Source organism: Tomitella cavernea, from assembly GCF_016599145.1.
GTDB lineage: Bacteria > Actinomycetota > Actinomycetes > Mycobacteriales > Mycobacteriaceae > Tomitella > Tomitella cavernae.
Genome location: NZ_JAENKO010000006.1, coordinates 89030 through 105192, shown reverse-complemented (window position 1 = coordinate 105192; position 16163 = coordinate 89030). Strand labels below are relative to the sequence as shown.

The window sequence follows — 16163 nt, the reverse complement described above, 5'->3', positions numbered from 1 at the left end:
GGCCTCGATGAACTCGCCCAGCTCGGCCGCAGCCTGTGGGCCCGGCGCAAGGAGATCCTGGCGTACTTCGACACAGGCGTCTCCAACGGGCCCGTCGAGGCCATCAACGGCCGCCTGGAACACCTACACGGCATCGCTCAAGGCTTCCGCAACCTCGACCACTACATCTTGCGATCACTACTGCACTCCGGCCAACTCGCCGCACGCATCAACGCACTCTAAGAGCTGAAGAGCCAGTTAACTGCTCCGGCATGTCCGGAGACCGCCTCAAACGGCCGTCGCCACGAGTTGCGGCATCGCTGTGCGAGCGTAGTATGCCGCGTCGAGCCCGGCCGACGGGATGTCCCTGCAGTACTCGTACAGGCGCCGATGATTGAACCAGTCGACCCACTCAGCGGTGGCGATCTCGACCTCGCCGACCGTCTTCCACGGTTTACGGGGCTTGATCAACTCGGTCTTGTACAGACCCTTGATCGTCTCCACGAGCGCGTTGTCATAAGGATTCCCGGTGCTGCCCACGGAGTCGGGGATGCCCACCTCGGCGAGGACCTGTCGTCACCAATGCCCTTACGCCGGATCCGATAGCCGAAGTTGATCCCTTAGGGGCGGCACCTGGCATCACAATCGCTATCCGGGCGCGCGATGCGACGTCAACAGTATCGACTACTCCTATTCGTTCGACCCCGCACTGCGCGCGCAGTGGCGCTGGACCCAGCGGTATCCGTCTGCGCAGGAGATCAAGCGCTACCTGCAGACCGCCGCGGACCTGCTCGGGCTGCACCCGCACATCAGCCTGTCCACGACCGTCGCCGCGGCGGACTACGACGACGAGGCCGGGAGGTGGGAGGTCCGCGCCGACGACGGGCGGCGGTGGACGCCGCGATGGTTGATCTTCGCCACCGGCAGCCTCTCGCAGGCGAACGCCCCGGAGTTCCCGGGCGCGTCCGGGTACCGTGGCCGGCTGTTGCACACCGCCGACTGGCCCGGCGACGCGGATCTGCGCGGCAAGCGGGTCGGCGTGATCGGCACCGGTTCCTCCGGGGTGCAGGCGATCCCGGCGCTGGCCGAGCAGGCTACGCAGTTGACTGTGTTCCAGCGCACCGCCGGCTACGTGGTGCCCGCGCGGAACCATCCCCTCGCCCCCACGGAGACCGACACCATCGAGGCCGACTACCCCACGCGGCGCCAGGCGCTGCGCGAGTCGTACGGCGGATGGCACCTTCCGCCGCCCCTGGGCCCTGTCGCCGAGGTCCCGCGGGACGAGGGGCTCGCCGAGCTGCAGCGCCGCTGGGCCATCGGCGGGCTATGCGTGCAGTCCGCCTTCTCGGACGTCATGACGAACCCGGAGGCGAACGCCGTCGTCGCGGACTTCGTGCGCGGCAAGATCCGCGCCGCCGTCGACGACCCCGCCACGGCCGAGGCACTGTGCCCTCAGCACTTCCCCATCGGCGCCAAGCGGCTGTGTGTGGGCACCGACTACTACGAGACCTACAACCGCGACAACGTGGAGCTCGTGGACCTGCGGGCGACGCCGATCGAGACGTTCACGCCGGATGGCATCCGCACCAGCGCACGGGACTTCGGCCTGGACGCGGTCGTGCTCGCCACCGGTTTCGATGCGATGACCGGCGCACTCTCGCGCATCGACATCCGCGGCCGCGGCGGGCGTCGCCTCCGCGACGCGTGGGCGGCCGGCCCGCGCACCTACCTCGGCGTGTCGGTGGCGGGTTTCCCCAACATGTTCGTGCTCGCCGGCCCGGGCAGCCCGTCGGTGATGTCCAACGTCGTCGTCTCCATCGAGCAGCACGTCGAGTGGGTGCGCGACCTACTGGCGCACCTGACCGACGCGGGCGCCGGCACCGTCGAGGCGACCGCCGAAGCACAGGACCGGTGGGTGGAGCTCGGCAACCAGATCGCCGCCGGCACCCTCTACCCGCAGGCCGACTCGTGGTACCTGGGCGCCAACGTCCGCGGCAAGCCACGCGTGTTCATGCCGTTCCTCGGCGGAGTCGGCACTTACCGGGGCATCTGCGACGGCGTGGCCGCCGACGGGTACAAGGGGTTCACACTGGGCTGACGCGGTACTCGATCACTCCCGCCGCATCCGCCCCGCCGACCAAGCGCTTTCTGCCGGATCCCGCGCCGGAACGTGCAGAATCCGCTTGGTCGGCGCGGCAGCAACCGGCGCCGCAGGACTCACACCATCCCGCGCACATCGCGCTTGAGGATCTTGCCCGAGGCATTCCGCGGGATGGCGTCGAGCACCACGAGGTCATGCGGCACCTTGTAGTGTGCGATCCGCTCGCCGCAGTACTCCCGCAGCTCGTCGAGGCCCAGGCCCGCCCCCTCTGCCAGCGTCACGACGGCCACGATCGACTCGCCGTACTCCGCGTGCGGCCTCGACACCACCGCGCAGTCGACGACGGACGGGTGCGCGGCGACGGCGTTCTCCACCTCGACCGAGTACACGTTGCGTCCGCCCGTGATGATCATGTCCTTGAGCCGGTCGACCACGGTCATGCAGCCGTCGGCGTCGACGAGGGTGAGGTCGCCGGTGTGCAGCCAGCCGTCGCGGATGGTCTCGGCGGTCTGTTCCGGCTTGTTCCAGTACTCCTTCATCACCGTCACGCCGCGCAGGATCATCTCTCCCACCTCGCCCGGCGCCACGTCGGTGCCGTCGGGGCGTACCACCCGGCATTCCAGGTTGATCAACGCCTCCTTGCCGCTGGTCTCCGGCCGTGCCACCACCTGCTCGTGCTTGGCGAGGATGCCGCCGGGCCCGGCCTCCGTCTGCCCGCACAGCTGCATGAACTCGACGCCCGGAAACGTCGCCACGAGTTGCTGCACTGCCGATGCCGGCATGGGGGCCGCGCCGAACATCCCGGTGCGCCACGCCCCGAGGTCCCGTTCGGCCACGCCGGGCACACGCATGAGGAACTGGTACATGGTGGGAACCCCGAACATCATCGTGATGCGCTCGCCTGCGATGGTGTCCAACACCGCTACCGGGTCGAATCCGCTGTGCACGATGTGCGTCGCGCCCACGAACACGCCCGGCAGCAGCATCAGGTTGAGCTCGGCGGAGTGGTACAGCGGGGCCACGTGCAGCAGCCGGTCGCCGTCGCGCAGGCCGACTCCCCCGATGAAGGCCGCCGTCTCCCACATCATCCGGTGGTGATCGAACAGCGCGCCTTTCGGCTTGCCGGTGGTGCCGGAGGTGTAGAGGATCTCGCAGTCGTCGTCCTCGGTGATCGCCACGTCCACCGGCCCCGGCGCCGTCCCCTCGGCGGCCTCGAACAGGTCGGGGTATCCGGCATCCGCACCCGTGCAGTGGATGCGCAGCCCCTCGGGCAGACCGGCCGCCACCGCATCGCGCACCGCCCCCGACACCGGCGGCGCGTAGATCAGGACCGACGCGCCCGAGTCCCGGATCAGGTAGTCCACCTCTGGCCCCGTGGACGCGGGGTTGACCGGCACCACCACCGCCCCCGCGCGCTGTGCGGCGTAGAAGGCGATGACGAACCTGTCGGTGTTGGGCGACATGAGCGCTAGCCGGTCGCCCTTGCGGAAGCCGTCGCCCACCAGCACGGCGGCCACGCGGTCGACGGCCGCGTCGAGCTCGGCGTAGGTGTAGCGCAGGTCGCCGAACACCAGCGCTTCGCGATCAGGCACGCGGGCTGCGGTGGATCTCAGGGTTCCGGGAACCGTGGTGCGGCTCGGTGCGGGCGTGTGCGGCATGGCGGGCCTCCCGACGCAGAAGTTGTTACCTGCCTCACATCATGCCTTCTGGAACCCCACTGCAGGGTGCGCATGCCCTCGAGGTCGACGGCCGTTCTGTGCGCCTAGGAGTCGCGGAAGGAATCGGGTAGCGGTGTGCACTGGCGGATCGGCATGTCGACCTGCTCGTTCACCGTCACCGCCCAGTGAGGCCGTGGTCGTGCGTCGGCGCGAATGCTTCCGCAATCCACAGGCCGCGGAAAAGGGTGCGCACCAGGGCGTCCCTGGCTCAGCCAGCCAGCCGTAGTCAGCCGGCCCCAGTCACACCCGTCGCCCACTCCGCCGCCGCGCGCACGTCGGCCACGGTCTCCACCCCCGCGGGCGCCGGCGGCCTGCGCACGATGATCACGTCCACCTTCAACTCGTCGGCGGCGTCGAGCTTGGCGCGGGTCATCGCCCCGCCGGAGTCCTTGGTGACGAGCACGCGGATGCCGTGCTCGCGCATGAGCGCCCGCTCGGCGGCCAGGTCGTACGGTCCACGCGATTCCAGCACCATCCACTCGCCCGGCACCGCGATGTCGAGCTGTTCGACCACGCGCACCAGCGTCGGGCACGACGCCAGCGGTCCGACGAAGCGGTCGAGCGTCTGGCGTCCCGTCGTCACGAACACCGTGCCGCCGCGCCCTGCGGCGGCGCGCGCGGCCGCGTCGTGCCCGTCCACCCATTTCCAACGGTGCGCACCGGGCTCGTCCGACCAGCCGGGCCGTTGCAGGCGCAGCAGGGGAACCCTCGCCTGCGCGCACGCGTCGGCCGCGTGGGCACTGATCCCCGCGGCGAACGGATGGGTGGCGTCGACGACCGCGGTGATCCGCTCGCCGCACAGGTACGACGCCAGGCCGTCGGCGCCGCCGAACCCGCCGATCCGCACAGGCCCGACGGGCAGTCGCGGACGGCCCACCCGACCGGCGAGCGAGGACACGAACGGGACGCCGGCGCCGTCGAGACGTTCCGCCAGCGCACGCGCCTCGCCGGTGCCGCCGAGCACCAGCACGCTCATCGGGGCTGCTCCAATGCGAGGCGGACCGTGGGCAGCGCGGGCCCGCCGTCGAGCATCGCCAGCAGCGCGTCGACGTCCATGTGCTCGTCGATCAGGTCGGCCAGCCGGTCCAGCCGCTCCGCACGGGCGGCCGCGAAGCCCACCGCCCCGGTTGCGATCGATTTTCCCCGCGCACGCGCCACCTCCCGCAGCCACTCGGACCGCAGCGCATCGCCCTCCAGGGCGCCGTGCCACATGGTGCCGAATACGAGCCCGTCGCGCGCGCCGCCCAGGAACTCGGCGCCGGATGCCACCGTCACGCGCCCGTGGTGGATCTCGTAGCCCGACGCCGCGGCGCCCAGCGCGCTCCCCTCCGGCAGGCGCAGCACCTTGCCGGCGCCGAACTCGGTGACCGCGTCCAGCAGCCCCAGCCCCGGGGCGGCGACGCCCCCGGAACCTTCCACTCCATCCGGATCGCGGATCTCGCGGCCGAGCATCTGGAACCCCCCGCAGATCCCCAGCACCGCACCGCCATCTGCGGCGTGCTCCACTATCGCCGTGTCCAGGCCGCGCCCGCGCAGCCAGGCCAGATCTCCGATCGTGGCACGCGTGCCCGGCAGCACCACTACGTCGGCGCCCGCGAGGGCGCGCGGGTCGTCGACGTACCGTACACGCACGCCCGGTTCCAGGCACAACGCGTCGACGTCGGTGAAGTTGGAGATGCGCGGCAGCATCACCACGGCCACGGTGGGCGCCCCGGCGGCATCCGCTTCGCCGCCATCGTCCTCGTCCCCGGACCGCCGGGCCCCCAGCGCGAGCGAGTCCTCCGAATCCAGCCACAGCCCCCGCAGCCACGGCAGCACCCCCAGCACGGGACGGCCGGTGCGGCGCTCCAGTTCGTCGAGCCCGGGGCGCAGCAGGCCGACGTCGCCGCGGAACCGGTTGACGACGAACCCGCGCACCAGCTCCTGGTCCCCGGGCGAGAGCAGCGCCAGGGTGCCGGCCATGGCGGCGAAGACGCCGCCGCGGTCGATGTCGCCCACGACGATCGTCGGCATCCCGGCCCGGCGTGCGAGCCCCATGTTGACGTAGTCGTGCGCGCGCAGGTTGATCTCCGCCACGCTGCCCGCTCCCTCGCACACCACCACGTCGTAGCGTGAACGCAGGTCGTCGAGAGCGTCGAAGGCCGCGCGGGCCAGGTGTCGCCGTCCGCCTGCGAACTCGCCGGCTTCGAGCGTGCCGGCCGGCTCGCCCATCACCACCACATGGCTGCGGCGGTCACTGCCCGGCTTGAGCAACACGGGGTTCATCGCCGGCTCCGGCCGCGCCCCCGCCGCGACCGCCTGGATCCACTGGGCCCGGCCGATCTCCGCGCACTCCCCCGCGGTGCCGCCCTCGACGACCATCGAATTATTCGACATGTTCTGCGCCTTGAACGGCGCGACGGAGATGCCGCGGCGGGCGAGCGCGCGGCAGATCCCGGTGGTCACCACCGTCTTTCCGGCGTCCGATGTGGTGCCGGCCACCAGCAGGGACCGGCCGGTCACCGGAGGGCTCGAAGGAGAGTGCGCGGCATGCGCCCATCCTGGCATCGTGCCCCGCTCAGGGCCGAGCCCGCCCCCGGATCCAATACGTCGCCCAGTTCGCCCGCTCCACGTCCAGACCCCAGGCCTTGACGGCCATGGTGCGCGCGGCCTTCGCCAGGTCCGCCTCGCCGCAGGCCCACACGTACGGCACGCGCGCGGCGGGGTGACCGTCGCGGGCCCACTGCTGCAGGATCCGCGCGGTCTCGGCGCATTGGCGGTCCTCGGGGGCGTAGACCAATTCGAGGGTGCCCACCCGGCGCGCCCACTGCTCGACCAGCCCGGGCTCGAGCTCCGCGTCCGAGGCGGCGAGCGCGAGCACGTGCGTCGACGCCAGCTCGCCGGGGTGGTGCGCGGCGAGGAACTCCAGCACCGACCGTAGCGCGGGCACGGCGGTGGCGTCGGCCACCAGCAGGCGGCGCTCCGCGGGACGCCACCAGATGCCGCCGCAGGTGTATACCCCCGCGGTGTCCCCCGGCGCCGCGCGCAGCACCCACCGCGAGCCGGGCCCGTCGTCGCCGTGCGTCACCACGTCGACGTCGATGGCGGCGGCCGCCGGGTCGAGTCGGCGGATGGTGTACCAGCGCAGCTCCGGGCGCTCGTCCGCCGGGAGCGCCGTGACGGCGGCGCGGATGTTGGCCGCCGCGTCCGGGTCGAACCACCGGAACGCGCGGCCGTCCCGCGGCATGAGCAGGCCGAAGTACTCGTCCGGGCTGCTGAGACGGTGGTCCGCGAACGCGGGCGCCGTGAACGTCAGGCGGCGGACGTTCTCCGCCAGGCGCTCGTTCGCGGTGACGGTGACCGGGATGATGCGGTGCTCCCCGGCGGCCGGCCGAGCGGTGAGGCGCGTGTCGGCGGCGGTGATGCTGTGGGCCATGCGGCTCCTGGGTTGTGCGTCGCGGTCCGGCGGGGTCGCCGCACCGCGTCCGCCGGTCGGTTTCCGTCGGCCGATCCGGCTTCCGTTCGGGTATTAGCCTAGGCTAACCTGCTCCCCATGCAGAAATCTGACGCACCGACGCCCCTGCGCCGGCGACGCCGCCTCCTCGGGGCCGTCGCGGTGCTGTCCGCCGTGGCCCTGACGCTCGGCGGATGCTCGCGCGGCGGCGACGGCGACACCGCGAACGCGGCGTCCGGAACCCAGCAGGCCGCCGACGGTCAGCGCATCGCCGCGCTGGGCCTCGGCGACACCGACACGCTTCTCGCCCTCGGGATCACCCCCGTGGCGATCGCGCCGTGGGGCGCACAGGGCGACGTCGACGAGTCCGGAGTGGGCCCGTGGGCGCAGGACGAGCTGGGCGACGCCCGCCCGCCGCTGATCTTCAACACCGCCAGCGGGTTCACCGCGGACATCGTCGAGCAGGTCGCGGCCACCAACCCCACGCAGATCATCGCCGTCAACAATGCGGTGAACGAGCAGGCGAAGACCGACCTCGAGCGCATCGCACCCGTCACCGTGCACCCGCCGGAGTACAAGGACTGGCAGGTGCCGTGGAAGGTGCAGGTCACCACCATCGCCGACGCCGTCGGCAAGCCGGACAAGGGCCAGAAGCTCATCGACCAGGCCGAGGCGAGGCTGGCCGAGTTCCGCGAGACGCACCCCGAGCTGCAGGGCAAGAAGGCCGCCGTGGTCATGCCCTACGCCGGCAAGCTCGGCCTCTACACCGAGGGCGACGGCCGCGGCGCGATGATCGAGAAGCTCGGATTCACCATCCCGGACGACCTGCAGGCCACGCCCGACGGCACTTTCTACAAGGACATCGCGCCGGAGAACTACCGCGACCTCGACGTGCTCGACTACCTGTTCGTCCTCGACTACAACGGCGCCGCCGACGCCGTGCGCAACAGCCCCATCTTCCAGGGTCTCGACCTGGTCAAGCAGGACAAGGTGTACTACCTGGACCAGAACACGGGCAACGCGATGAGCATGCCGAACCCGCTGACCATCCCGTACGTCGTCGACGCGATCGACCAGCAGTTGTGAGCGCACCGGCCCGCGGCCGCAGTAGACGGGCGACGGTGATCCTCGTGGTCGCTGTCGCCGGGGTGCTCGCGGGCTGTGTGCTCTCCATCGTCGTCGGCGCCCGTCCGACCTCGCCCGTCGCCGCCTTCTCCGCACTGTTCGCCGGCCCGGGCGGGGGTGGTGGCGGCGATTTGTCGCAGGTGGTGTGGCAGCTCCGGGTGCCGCGTACGCTGCTCGCTCTCGCCGCGGGGGCCGCGCTGGCGGTCTCCGGCGCGTTCGCCCAGGCCTGGACCCGCAACCCGCTGGCCGACCCGGGCATCATCGGCATCACGGCCGGCGCCGCGTTCGCCGTCGCCGTCGGCACCACGCTGGGGGCCGTCGCTATCGGCAGCCAGGCGCTGCTCGCGCTCGCGGGCGCCGGCGCCGTGACCCTCGTCGTGCTCGCCGTCTCTCGCCGCACGTCCGACCCGTTGACGCTGCTGCTCGTCGGCTTCGGCATGGCGGCGGCACTGCGGGCGGCGACGACCCTGCTGGCGCTGCAGGATTCGTCGGTCCTCGACGGGATGCGCCAGTGGATCGTCGGGTCCACCGTGGGACGCAGCGGCGGCGACCTCGCGATCGTCGCCGTGGGGCTCGCCGTGGGCCTGCTGATCGCGGCCGCCGCGGCCCGTCCGATGGATCTGCTCGCCATGGGCGAGTCCACCGCCGTCGGCCTCGGCGGGACGCCCCGCACCACGCGGACGCTCACCGCCCTGGCCGTCGTCATCCTCGCGGGCAGCGCGACGGCCGCCGTCGGCCCCATCGCCTTCGTCGGCTTCGCCGCGCCGCACCTGGTGCGCCGGTTCACCGGCCCGTCGCTGAGCCGGATGCTCATTCCCACCGCGCTCGCCGGCGCCGCCATCACGCTGATCGCCGACGTGCTCGGCCGCGTCGTCGCGCGCCCCGGCGAAGTGGAAGTCTCGGTGGTGCTCGCCGTCATCGGGGCGCCGCTGCTCATCGCTTCGGTGGTGCGCATGCGCCGAAGCCGGCCGGCGGTGTTCGCATGACCGGCACGACGGATGTGCGCCCGGCCGATGTCGGCGCCGATTCCGGCCCGCCGCACAACGGCCGCACCCCTCGCGGCCGCACCGCCCGAAGCCGTACTGCGCGGGCCCGCCGACTGCGCCTCATCGCCGTCTTCCTCGGGCTGGGTGTCGTCACCGCGGTCGGCTACATCATGCTCCTCGCCACCGGCCCCGTGCAGCTCACTCCGTCACAAGTGCTCGACGCGCTCACCGGCGGCGACACCGACAGGACCATCAGCATCGTCTGGGACCTGCGGCTTCCGGTGGCCATCGCCACCGTGGCGGTGGGCGCCGCGCTGGGTCTGGCGGGCGCGTGGACGCAGACGATGTCCCGCAACCCCATCGCCTCGCCCGACGTCCTCGGCATCACCGGCGGCGCGTCGGTGGCCGTCGTCGCCGGCACCGTGGTGGCCCGGCCGGCGTTCTCCGAGGACATCTCCACCTTCTGGTGGCGGGCCGCGATGGCGCTCGTCGGCGCTGCCGTCATCGTCGGCCTGCTGCTGCTCTTCGGCGGCTTCGGCTCGTCCCGCCGCGTCGTGGTGATCGGATTCGCGCTCAGCCTGCTGTGCAGCAGCCTCGTCAGCTACCTGCTGCTGCGCGCCGACCTCACGCGTGCGACGGAGGCGCAGACATGGCTGGCCGGATCGACGGGGCTGGTGCGCGCGGGCGCCCTCGTCCCCTTGTCGGTGGGTCTGCTCGTGTTCACCGCGCTGGGCGCCGCCGTCTCACGTGACCTTCCTCTGCTCGCACACGACGACGCGACCGCCGCGGCACTCGGCGTCCGGGTGCCGCGCGTCCGGATGGTGCTGCTGGTGGCCTCGACGGGGCTCGCCGCAGTGACCGTGGCCGTCGTCGGCCCCATCGGGTTCGTCGCCCTCGTCGCACCGCAGCTGGTCCGGCTGCTCACCGGGCGTCCCACTCCCCCGCCGGCGACGTCGGCCGTCGGCGGCGCCGCAGTGATCACCGTGTGCGCGCTGGCCGCCGAGGCGCTGCCGTTCACTGCACCGGTGGGGCTCATCACCGCGGTCGTCGGCGGCCCCGTTCTCATCGCGCTCGTACTCGGTTCGGCACGGCGTGGGGGGCGGTCCACGCCGTGAAGCATTGCGCACAGAGGCAGGAGGATTCCCGATGATCCCACAGCAGCACACGCGGCAACCCCCGCTGAACGGCACCGACGCCGACCCCGCCTGCGCCGGCACCACGGTGACAGTCGAGGGGGTGAGTGCCGGATACGGCTCTGCACCCGACGTCGTCGGCCCGGTGGACCTGACCGCCCGTCCCGGCGAGACGACGACGCTGCTGGGCCCGAACGGGTGCGGAAAATCCACGCTGCTCAAGACGATGAGCCGGCAGCTGAGCCCGCGTGCCGGCAGGGTGCTCATCGACGATGAGGACGTGCACAGCATGGTGGCCCGGCACGCCGCCCGCACCGTCGCCGTCCTGCCGCAGAACCCGGTGGCACCCGAGGGGCTCACCGTGGGCGAGCTGGTGGCGCGCGGACGCCACCCGCACCGGCCCTGGTGGCGCGGCGAGACCGCGGCCGATTCCGCCGCCATCGACGCCGCGCTGGAAGAGACGTCGACGACCGCGCTCGTCGACCGCGATATGGCCACCCTGTCCGGCGGCCAGCGCCAACGGGTGTGGCTGGCGATGGTGCTCGCGCAGGACACACCGGTGATCCTGCTCGACGAGCCCACCACCTACCTCGACCCGGCGCACGCCGTCGAGATGCTCGAGCTGGTGCAGGGGCTCACGCGCCGCGGGCGCACCGTCGTCATGGTGCTGCACGACTTGATGATGGCGGGCGCCTACTCGGATCGGATCATCGTGCTCGGGCAGGGCCGGATCCTGGGCTCGGGCACGCCGCAGCAGGCGCTGACCCCGGAGACGCTGGCGCAGACCTACCGGCTGCGGGCCGACGTCCTCGACGACCCGCAGGGCACGGTGCCGATCATCGTGCCCCGCGGAACCTGCTGATCGGTCGCGCACGCCGGAGATCAATGTGCGAGAATTCTCCGGCTAGACGTCTGTCCGACCCCCGGAGGAACCGTGACCGCACCCGCACCGTTCAGCAGCCCGGCCCGCGCACGCCCGACCGGCCACCGGGCCCGCGGCCGCGCCGGCATTGCGGCGGCTGCCCTCGGTGCGGTGTCCCTGGTTGCGGTGTCCCTGGGTGCGGTGGTGTTCACGCAGCCTGCAGCCGCCGTGCCGCTGTCCTCGGGCTCCGGCGGGGACTCCGGGTCGGCCGGGGGCGCCTCGGTGGAGTCGTCCGCGCAGTCGATGACGGGTTCGGGCGAGAGCGTCGGCTCGGCGAGCCCGCTCGGATCCACCGACACCGCGTCGCTGGGCAGCACCGTCGCACTGCCGATGGACGCGGTGTTCGGCAGTTCCGGGCTGCTCGAGGACCCGTACCAGGTTCCCCGCCCCGACCCGGCCATCACGCAGTCGCGGGTGGTGCGGATCGAACGCGACGCGGACGAACCGCGCCTGGAAACCTGGTATGTCGACTCGGCGTCGATGTCGCGGACCATCGCCGTGCAGGTGCTCCGCGCCGCCGACCCGGATGCGCCCGCGCCGATGCTCTACCTGCTCGACGGCGTCGGATCCGACCTGCCCAGCGGCTGGATCACGCTGGGGCACGCCGACGACTACTTCCGTGACAAGCAGGTCACCGTGGTCATGCCCACCGGCGCCTACGGCTCGATGTACACCGACTGGATCGCCGACGACCCGATGCTCTCGCGCAACAAGTGGGAGACCTTCCTGACCTCGGAGCTGCCGCCGCTGCTCGAGGGCGGCGCGCACGCAATCCCCTTCAACGGCAAGCGCGGCATCGCGGGCCTGTCGATGGGCGCGTCCGGGGCGCTGGGGATCGCCACGCTGCACCCCTCCCTCTACAGCGCGGTGGCGGGGATCAGCGGCTGCTACTCCACGCTGTCCGACGCCGGCTATGCGATGACGAAGATGACGGTGGAGACGCGGCGCGGCGACGTCACCAACATGTGGGGCACCCGGGACAACCCCGAGTGGGCCCGGCACGACGTCCTTTCGCACGCCGGCGCGCTCGAAGGGATGGCGGTGTACCTGTCCGCGTCCCCCGGGATCGGCCGGCCCGGCGAGCTGGCGGGGCCGTACGACGGCGACCTGTCCGCGTACCTGTCCGGCGCCGTCATCGAACAGTTCATCTACGGGTGCACGCAGGACCTCGACCGCGCACTCGACGACGTGGACGCCGACGTCCGCGTCGACTACCTGCAGGACGGGCTGCACGGCTGGCAGACCTTCCGCCCGCAGCTCGCGCCCGCGTGGGAGCACATCAGCGGCGCACTGTACTGACCCGGCCGCGCGGCTCACACCAGGCCGAGCTCGCCCGCCGCCGCAGTATCGCAATCCTCGAGGAGGTCGAGGCAGCGACGGTACTCGCTGTCCTCGCCGATCGCCTGCGCCGCCCGCGCGAGCGCACCGACCGCGCGCAGGAATCCCTGGTTGGGCTCGTGACTCCAGGGAACCGGACCATAGCCCTTCCAGCCGTTGCGGCGCAGCTGGTCCAGGCCGCGGTGGTACCCGGTGCGCGCGTAGGCATAGGCCCTCACGTGGGCGTCCTCGTCCAGGGCGCCCTCGGCCAACGTGGCCCACGCTATGGACGCTGACGGGTACTTGGCCGCCACCGCAGTGGGGTCGGCGTGGTTGAGCAGCTCCGACTCGGCGTCGTCATCGTCGCCGGGGAGCAGGGTGGGCGGGGGCCCCAGAAGATCACCGAAAGAGGTCATGGCGCCCATTGTGCCGGAGGGTGCGCGGCAACGATGAGTCCGCGTGTCCATCCACGGCCCGCGCACCCGCCGCGCCGTCCCCGTACCCCGCCGCCGGCTGCTGGTCGCTGCCACTCACGCAGCGTGCGTCTCTTGTTGTGGCGTGAATCAGGATCGGCGTTCGTTCGACGTGTCCGCACGCTGATACGCGCCCGCGGCGCGAACAATTGACTTATCACAATTCTCGGCTATGGTTTGCGCAAGTATAAATCGAGAATGACGAGCGACGATGAGCGGTTGCGCTCGAATGCACAGTAGTTTTTGCATGCACAGGCATTCTCGCATGCACAGTAGTTTTCCCATGCGCAGTAGTTCTCGGACACGCAGTTGCTCTCGATCGTGCAGTGAACCCGGCTTCCCGTTCACCACTCACGGCGGCCCGGTTCCGTTTCGAAAATCGTCGCACTCGCAAGCATCACGCCCCTGACGCAAGGACGCTCCATGCCGCCCCGCCCGATACGTTCTTCTCCTCGACGCCACCGATACGGCGGCTTCCGCCGAGGCCTGCGAACATCAGCGGCCACGGCAGCCGCAGTCGCATTGTTGACCACGTTCGTCTCCGCAGCACAGGCCGACGAGGTCATCGACACGATCCCGACCACGGCCGGGCCGACGGGGATGGCCATCACGCCCGACGGCACGCGGGTGTACGTCTCGCATTGGTCGACGAAGACCGTGAGCGTCGTCGATGCCGAGACAAACGCGGTGGAAAGCACGTTCGCTGACCCAGGCGCATTCGCCATGGCGATTTCCCCCGACGGCACCGAACTGTACGTGACCAATTTTCGGGATGCGTCGGTCGCGGTGTACACAGTTCCCGGAAACGAGTTGATCACGACGATCGGAGTAGGGGACTTCCCGGCGGGCGCGGCATTCAGCCCCGACGGTTCCGAGGTTTACGTCACGAATGGGGACGACAACACCGTCTCGATCATCGATGCAGCGGAGCGCACCGTGCAGGGCACAGTCGAAGTGGGCTCCGACCCTGAAAGCGTCGTCTTCGCCTCCGACGGTAGCGCAGCCTACGTATCCGATTATTCCGGCGGCACCGTATCCGTGATCGACACGACGACCCGCGAAGTCGAGGCCATCGACGTGGGCGATGGCCCGTGGGGGATCGCCCTTACCCGCGATGGCGCGCATGCGTACGTGGCGAACTACGTCAGCAGATCGATTTCGGTCATCGACACTTCAGGCCGGTCGACCACCACCATCGTGGTGGACACGAACCCGTGGGATGTCGCCCTCACTCCAGACGGATCGCGCGTCTACGTCACCGGCCAATCCACCGATTCCGTCCTGGTCATCGACACCGCGACGAAGGAGGTGGTGGAAACCATCGACGTCGGTGGCGACCCCTACGCGGTGATGATCAGCCCCGACGGGCGCTACGCCTACGTATCCGACAGCACCAGCTCTTCGGTGTCGGTGATCGCCATCGACCAGCCTGCCGAGCCGGACCCGGAGCCCGGACCCGGCGACGAGGGCTCATCGGTGCCGCTGCTTCCGTTCGCATCGGTCGAAATGTCACTGTCCGCGAGCTGAGCCACGGTGCCGGCGCCGCGCGGAGCGCTACCGACACGCCGCGCGGCCGCACTTCACCGCACTCCCATCGCCCCGCACGCCGGACCCGTGGAAAGGCGGGGCGGCCGCACCCCTGTCGGGATGCGGCCGCCGAGCTGAGCGCCGGGCCGTACGGCCCGGCGTCTCATGATGTCAAGCGCTGACGGACTTGCCCGCCGAGTGCAGGTTCCGGCAGGCCTCCACCACGCGGTCGGTCATCGACTGCTCGGCCTTCTTGAGGTAACTGCGCGGGTCGTAGACCTTCTTGTTGCCCACGTCGCCGTCGACCTTGAGCACGCCGTCGTAGTTGGTGAACATGTGCGCGGCGAGCGGCCGGGTGAACGCGTACTGCGTGTCGGTGTCCACATTCATCTTGATCACGCCGTAGGTCAGCGACTCTTCGATGTCGGAGACCGCGGAGCCGGAGCCGCCGTGGAAGACGAAGTCGAACGGGTTCTCGCCCTCCGACAGGCTCAGCTTCTTCTCGGCGATCCGCTGCCCGGCGGCCAGCACCGCAGGCTTGAGCTTGACGTTGCCCGGCTTGTACACCCCGTGCACGTTGCCGAACGTGGCGGCGAGCATGTAGCCGCGCTCGTCGCCGACGCCGGCGGCCCCGAGGGCGTCGACGGTCTTCGCGAAGTCCTCGTCCGAGGTGTAGAGCTTTTCGTTGATCGCGTTCTCGACGCCGTCCTCTTCACCGCCGACGACGCCGATCTCGATCTCGAGGATCTGCTTCGCCTTGGAGGTCAGGGCCATGAGCTCCTTGGCGATCTCGAGGTTCTCGTCGATCGGCACGGCGGACCCGTCCCACATGTGCGACTGGAACAGCGGGTTCTTACCGGCGTCGACCCGCTCCTGGGACAGCGCGATGAGCGGGCGCACGAAGCCGTCGAGCTTGTCCTTGGGGCAGTGGTCGGTGTGCAGCGCGATGTTGACGTCGTACTTCGCGGCCACGACGTGCGCGAACTCCGCGAGCGCGACCGCGCCGGTCACCATGTCCTTGACTCCGAGCCCGGACCCGAACTCCGCGCCACCGGTGGAGAACTGGATGATGCCATCGCTGCCGGCCTCGGCGAAGCCGCGGATGGCGGCGTTGATGGTCTCGGACGACGTGCAGTTGATTGCGGGGTAGGCGAAGGTGTTCTCCTTGGCCCGTCCGAGCATCTCGGCGTAGGCCTCGGGGGTTGCGATGGGCACGGCTGGGGTCCTCCATTGACGACTGTGCAGGTCCGGGGCGGGCCGACACGGCCTACCGCACTCATTATGGCAACTCCCCGCGGCGAAGTCTCGTGACGGCCCACTCCGTGGGGGCGCAAGAGCGAGGCACGGCTCCCGCACACGACACGGTGCTGCGCACGACCGACCCCCGTCGGTGACGCGGCTCACGGCCTCCCGGATCCGCGCTGCGGTCCAGGTACGCTGGGCTCCGTG

General features: G+C 70.9%; 14 protein-coding genes and 1 pseudogene. 8 read left to right on the top strand and 7 right to left on the bottom strand.

The features are described from left to right. A partial coding sequence (locus JJ683_RS04370; protein WP_200171567.1) for a transposase occupies window positions 1-222 on the top strand: 222 nt, incomplete at its 5' end. Window positions 223-267: 45 nt separating this feature from the next. Here the strand turns inward: JJ683_RS04370 and JJ683_RS04365 are convergent. Beyond that, window positions 268-546: pseudogene (locus tag JJ683_RS04365) on the bottom strand (integrase core domain-containing protein); the annotation flags it as partial. Window positions 547-658: 112 nt separating this feature from the next. Here JJ683_RS04365 and JJ683_RS04360 point away from each other — a divergent pair. Further along, on the top strand, window positions 659-2077 hold the full coding sequence (locus JJ683_RS04360; protein WP_200171594.1) for a flavin-containing monooxygenase: 1419 nt from the start codon (window positions 659-661) through the stop codon (window positions 2075-2077). A gap of 119 nt (window positions 2078-2196) precedes the next feature. Here JJ683_RS04360 and JJ683_RS04355 read toward each other — a convergent pair whose 3' ends face one another. The 4 genes from JJ683_RS04355 to JJ683_RS04340 form a co-directional block, all read right to left on the bottom strand. Then, complete coding sequence (locus tag JJ683_RS04355) at window positions 2197-3738, bottom strand: class I adenylate-forming enzyme family protein (RefSeq protein ID WP_200171565.1); 1542 nt, start codon at window positions 3736-3738, stop codon at window positions 2197-2199. A gap of 286 nt (window positions 3739-4024) precedes the next feature. Beyond that, complete coding sequence (locus tag JJ683_RS04350; protein ID WP_200171563.1) at window positions 4025-4774, bottom strand: cobalt-precorrin-6A reductase; 750 nt, start codon at window positions 4772-4774, stop codon at window positions 4025-4027. Further along, entirely contained in the window at window positions 4771-6345 is a 1575-nt protein-coding gene (locus tag JJ683_RS04345) for a cobyric acid synthase (protein WP_200171561.1), read from the bottom strand. The genes JJ683_RS04350 and JJ683_RS04345 overlap by 4 nt, the downstream gene beginning before the upstream one ends. 10 nt (window positions 6346-6355) lie before the next feature. After that, a complete protein-coding gene (locus JJ683_RS04340; protein ID WP_200171559.1) occupies window positions 6356-7213 on the bottom strand; it encodes a siderophore-interacting protein in 858 nt (285 codons plus the stop codon). A 117-nt stretch (window positions 7214-7330) separates the two neighbouring features. Between JJ683_RS04340 and JJ683_RS04335 the strand changes: the two genes are divergently transcribed. From JJ683_RS04335 to JJ683_RS19595, 5 genes are all read left to right on the top strand, one after another. Next, on the top strand, window positions 7331-8317 hold the full coding sequence (locus tag JJ683_RS04335) for an ABC transporter substrate-binding protein (RefSeq protein WP_200171557.1): 987 nt from the start codon (window positions 7331-7333) through the stop codon (window positions 8315-8317). Continuing rightward, the gene (locus JJ683_RS04330) at window positions 8314-9342 is read left to right on the top strand and encodes a FecCD family ABC transporter permease (RefSeq protein WP_200171555.1); all 1029 of its coding nucleotides are present in this window, start codon (window positions 8314-8316) and stop codon (window positions 9340-9342) included. The genes JJ683_RS04335 and JJ683_RS04330 overlap by 4 nt, the downstream gene beginning before the upstream one ends. Next, the gene (locus JJ683_RS04325; protein WP_200171553.1) at window positions 9339-10457 is read left to right on the top strand and encodes a FecCD family ABC transporter permease; all 1119 of its coding nucleotides are present in this window, start codon (window positions 9339-9341) and stop codon (window positions 10455-10457) included. Before JJ683_RS04330 ends, JJ683_RS04325 begins: the two co-directional genes overlap by 4 nt. 31 nt (window positions 10458-10488) lie before the next feature. Further along, window positions 10489-11337 (top strand): ABC transporter ATP-binding protein, encoded by an 849-nt coding sequence (locus tag JJ683_RS04320; protein ID WP_200171551.1) that lies wholly within the window; start codon window positions 10489-10491, stop codon window positions 11335-11337. Between the two features lie 72 nt (window positions 11338-11409). After that, a complete protein-coding gene (locus JJ683_RS19595; RefSeq protein ID WP_200171549.1) occupies window positions 11410-12696 on the top strand; it encodes an alpha/beta hydrolase in 1287 nt (428 codons plus the stop codon). A 14-nt stretch (window positions 12697-12710) separates the two neighbouring features. Here the strand turns inward: JJ683_RS19595 and JJ683_RS04310 are convergent, their stop codons facing one another. After that, complete coding sequence (locus tag JJ683_RS04310; RefSeq protein WP_200171547.1) at window positions 12711-13130, bottom strand: DUF3151 domain-containing protein; 420 nt, start codon at window positions 13128-13130, stop codon at window positions 12711-12713. A 582-nt stretch (window positions 13131-13712) separates the two neighbouring features. Here JJ683_RS04310 and JJ683_RS04305 point away from each other — a divergent pair. Then, window positions 13713-14714 carry a beta-propeller fold lactonase family protein gene (locus JJ683_RS04305; protein WP_200171544.1) on the top strand — a complete coding sequence of 334 codons (1002 nt, stop codon included), beginning with the start codon at window positions 13713-13715 and terminating at the stop codon, window positions 14712-14714. Window positions 14715-14885: 171 nt separating this feature from the next. On the opposite strand, the gene fbaA is transcribed toward JJ683_RS04305, so the two are convergent. Further along, window positions 14886-15929: a class II fructose-bisphosphate aldolase gene (fbaA, locus tag JJ683_RS04300; RefSeq protein ID WP_182346512.1), complete on the bottom strand. Its 1044-nt coding sequence runs from the start codon at window positions 15927-15929 to the stop codon at window positions 14886-14888. Between the last annotated feature and the right edge of the window lie 234 nt (window positions 15930-16163).

Bases quoted from the DNA above. Each gene is read 5' to 3' on its own strand.
- JJ683_RS04355 (WP_200171565.1), bottom strand. From the start codon at position 3,738: ATGCCGCACACGCCCGCACCGAGCCGCACCACGGTTCCCGGAACCCTG.
- JJ683_RS04320 (WP_200171551.1), top strand. From the start codon at position 10,489: ATGATCCCACAGCAGCACACGCGGCAACCCCCGCTGAACGGCACCGAC.
- JJ683_RS04310 (WP_200171547.1), bottom strand. From the start codon at position 13,130: ATGACCTCTTTCGGTGATCTTCTGGGGCCCCCGCCCACCCTGCTCCCC.
- JJ683_RS04325 (WP_200171553.1), top strand. From the start codon at position 9,339: ATGACCGGCACGACGGATGTGCGCCCGGCCGATGTCGGCGCCGATTCC.
- JJ683_RS04345 (WP_200171561.1), bottom strand. From the start codon at position 6,345: ATGCCAGGATGGGCGCATGCCGCGCACTCTCCTTCGAGCCCTCCGGTG.
- JJ683_RS04340 (WP_200171559.1), bottom strand. From the start codon at position 7,213: ATGGCCCACAGCATCACCGCCGCCGACACGCGCCTCACCGCTCGGCCG.
- JJ683_RS04335 (WP_200171557.1), top strand. From the start codon at position 7,331: ATGCAGAAATCTGACGCACCGACGCCCCTGCGCCGGCGACGCCGCCTC.
- JJ683_RS04350 (WP_200171563.1), bottom strand. From the start codon at position 4,774: ATGAGCGTGCTGGTGCTCGGCGGCACCGGCGAGGCGCGTGCGCTGGCG.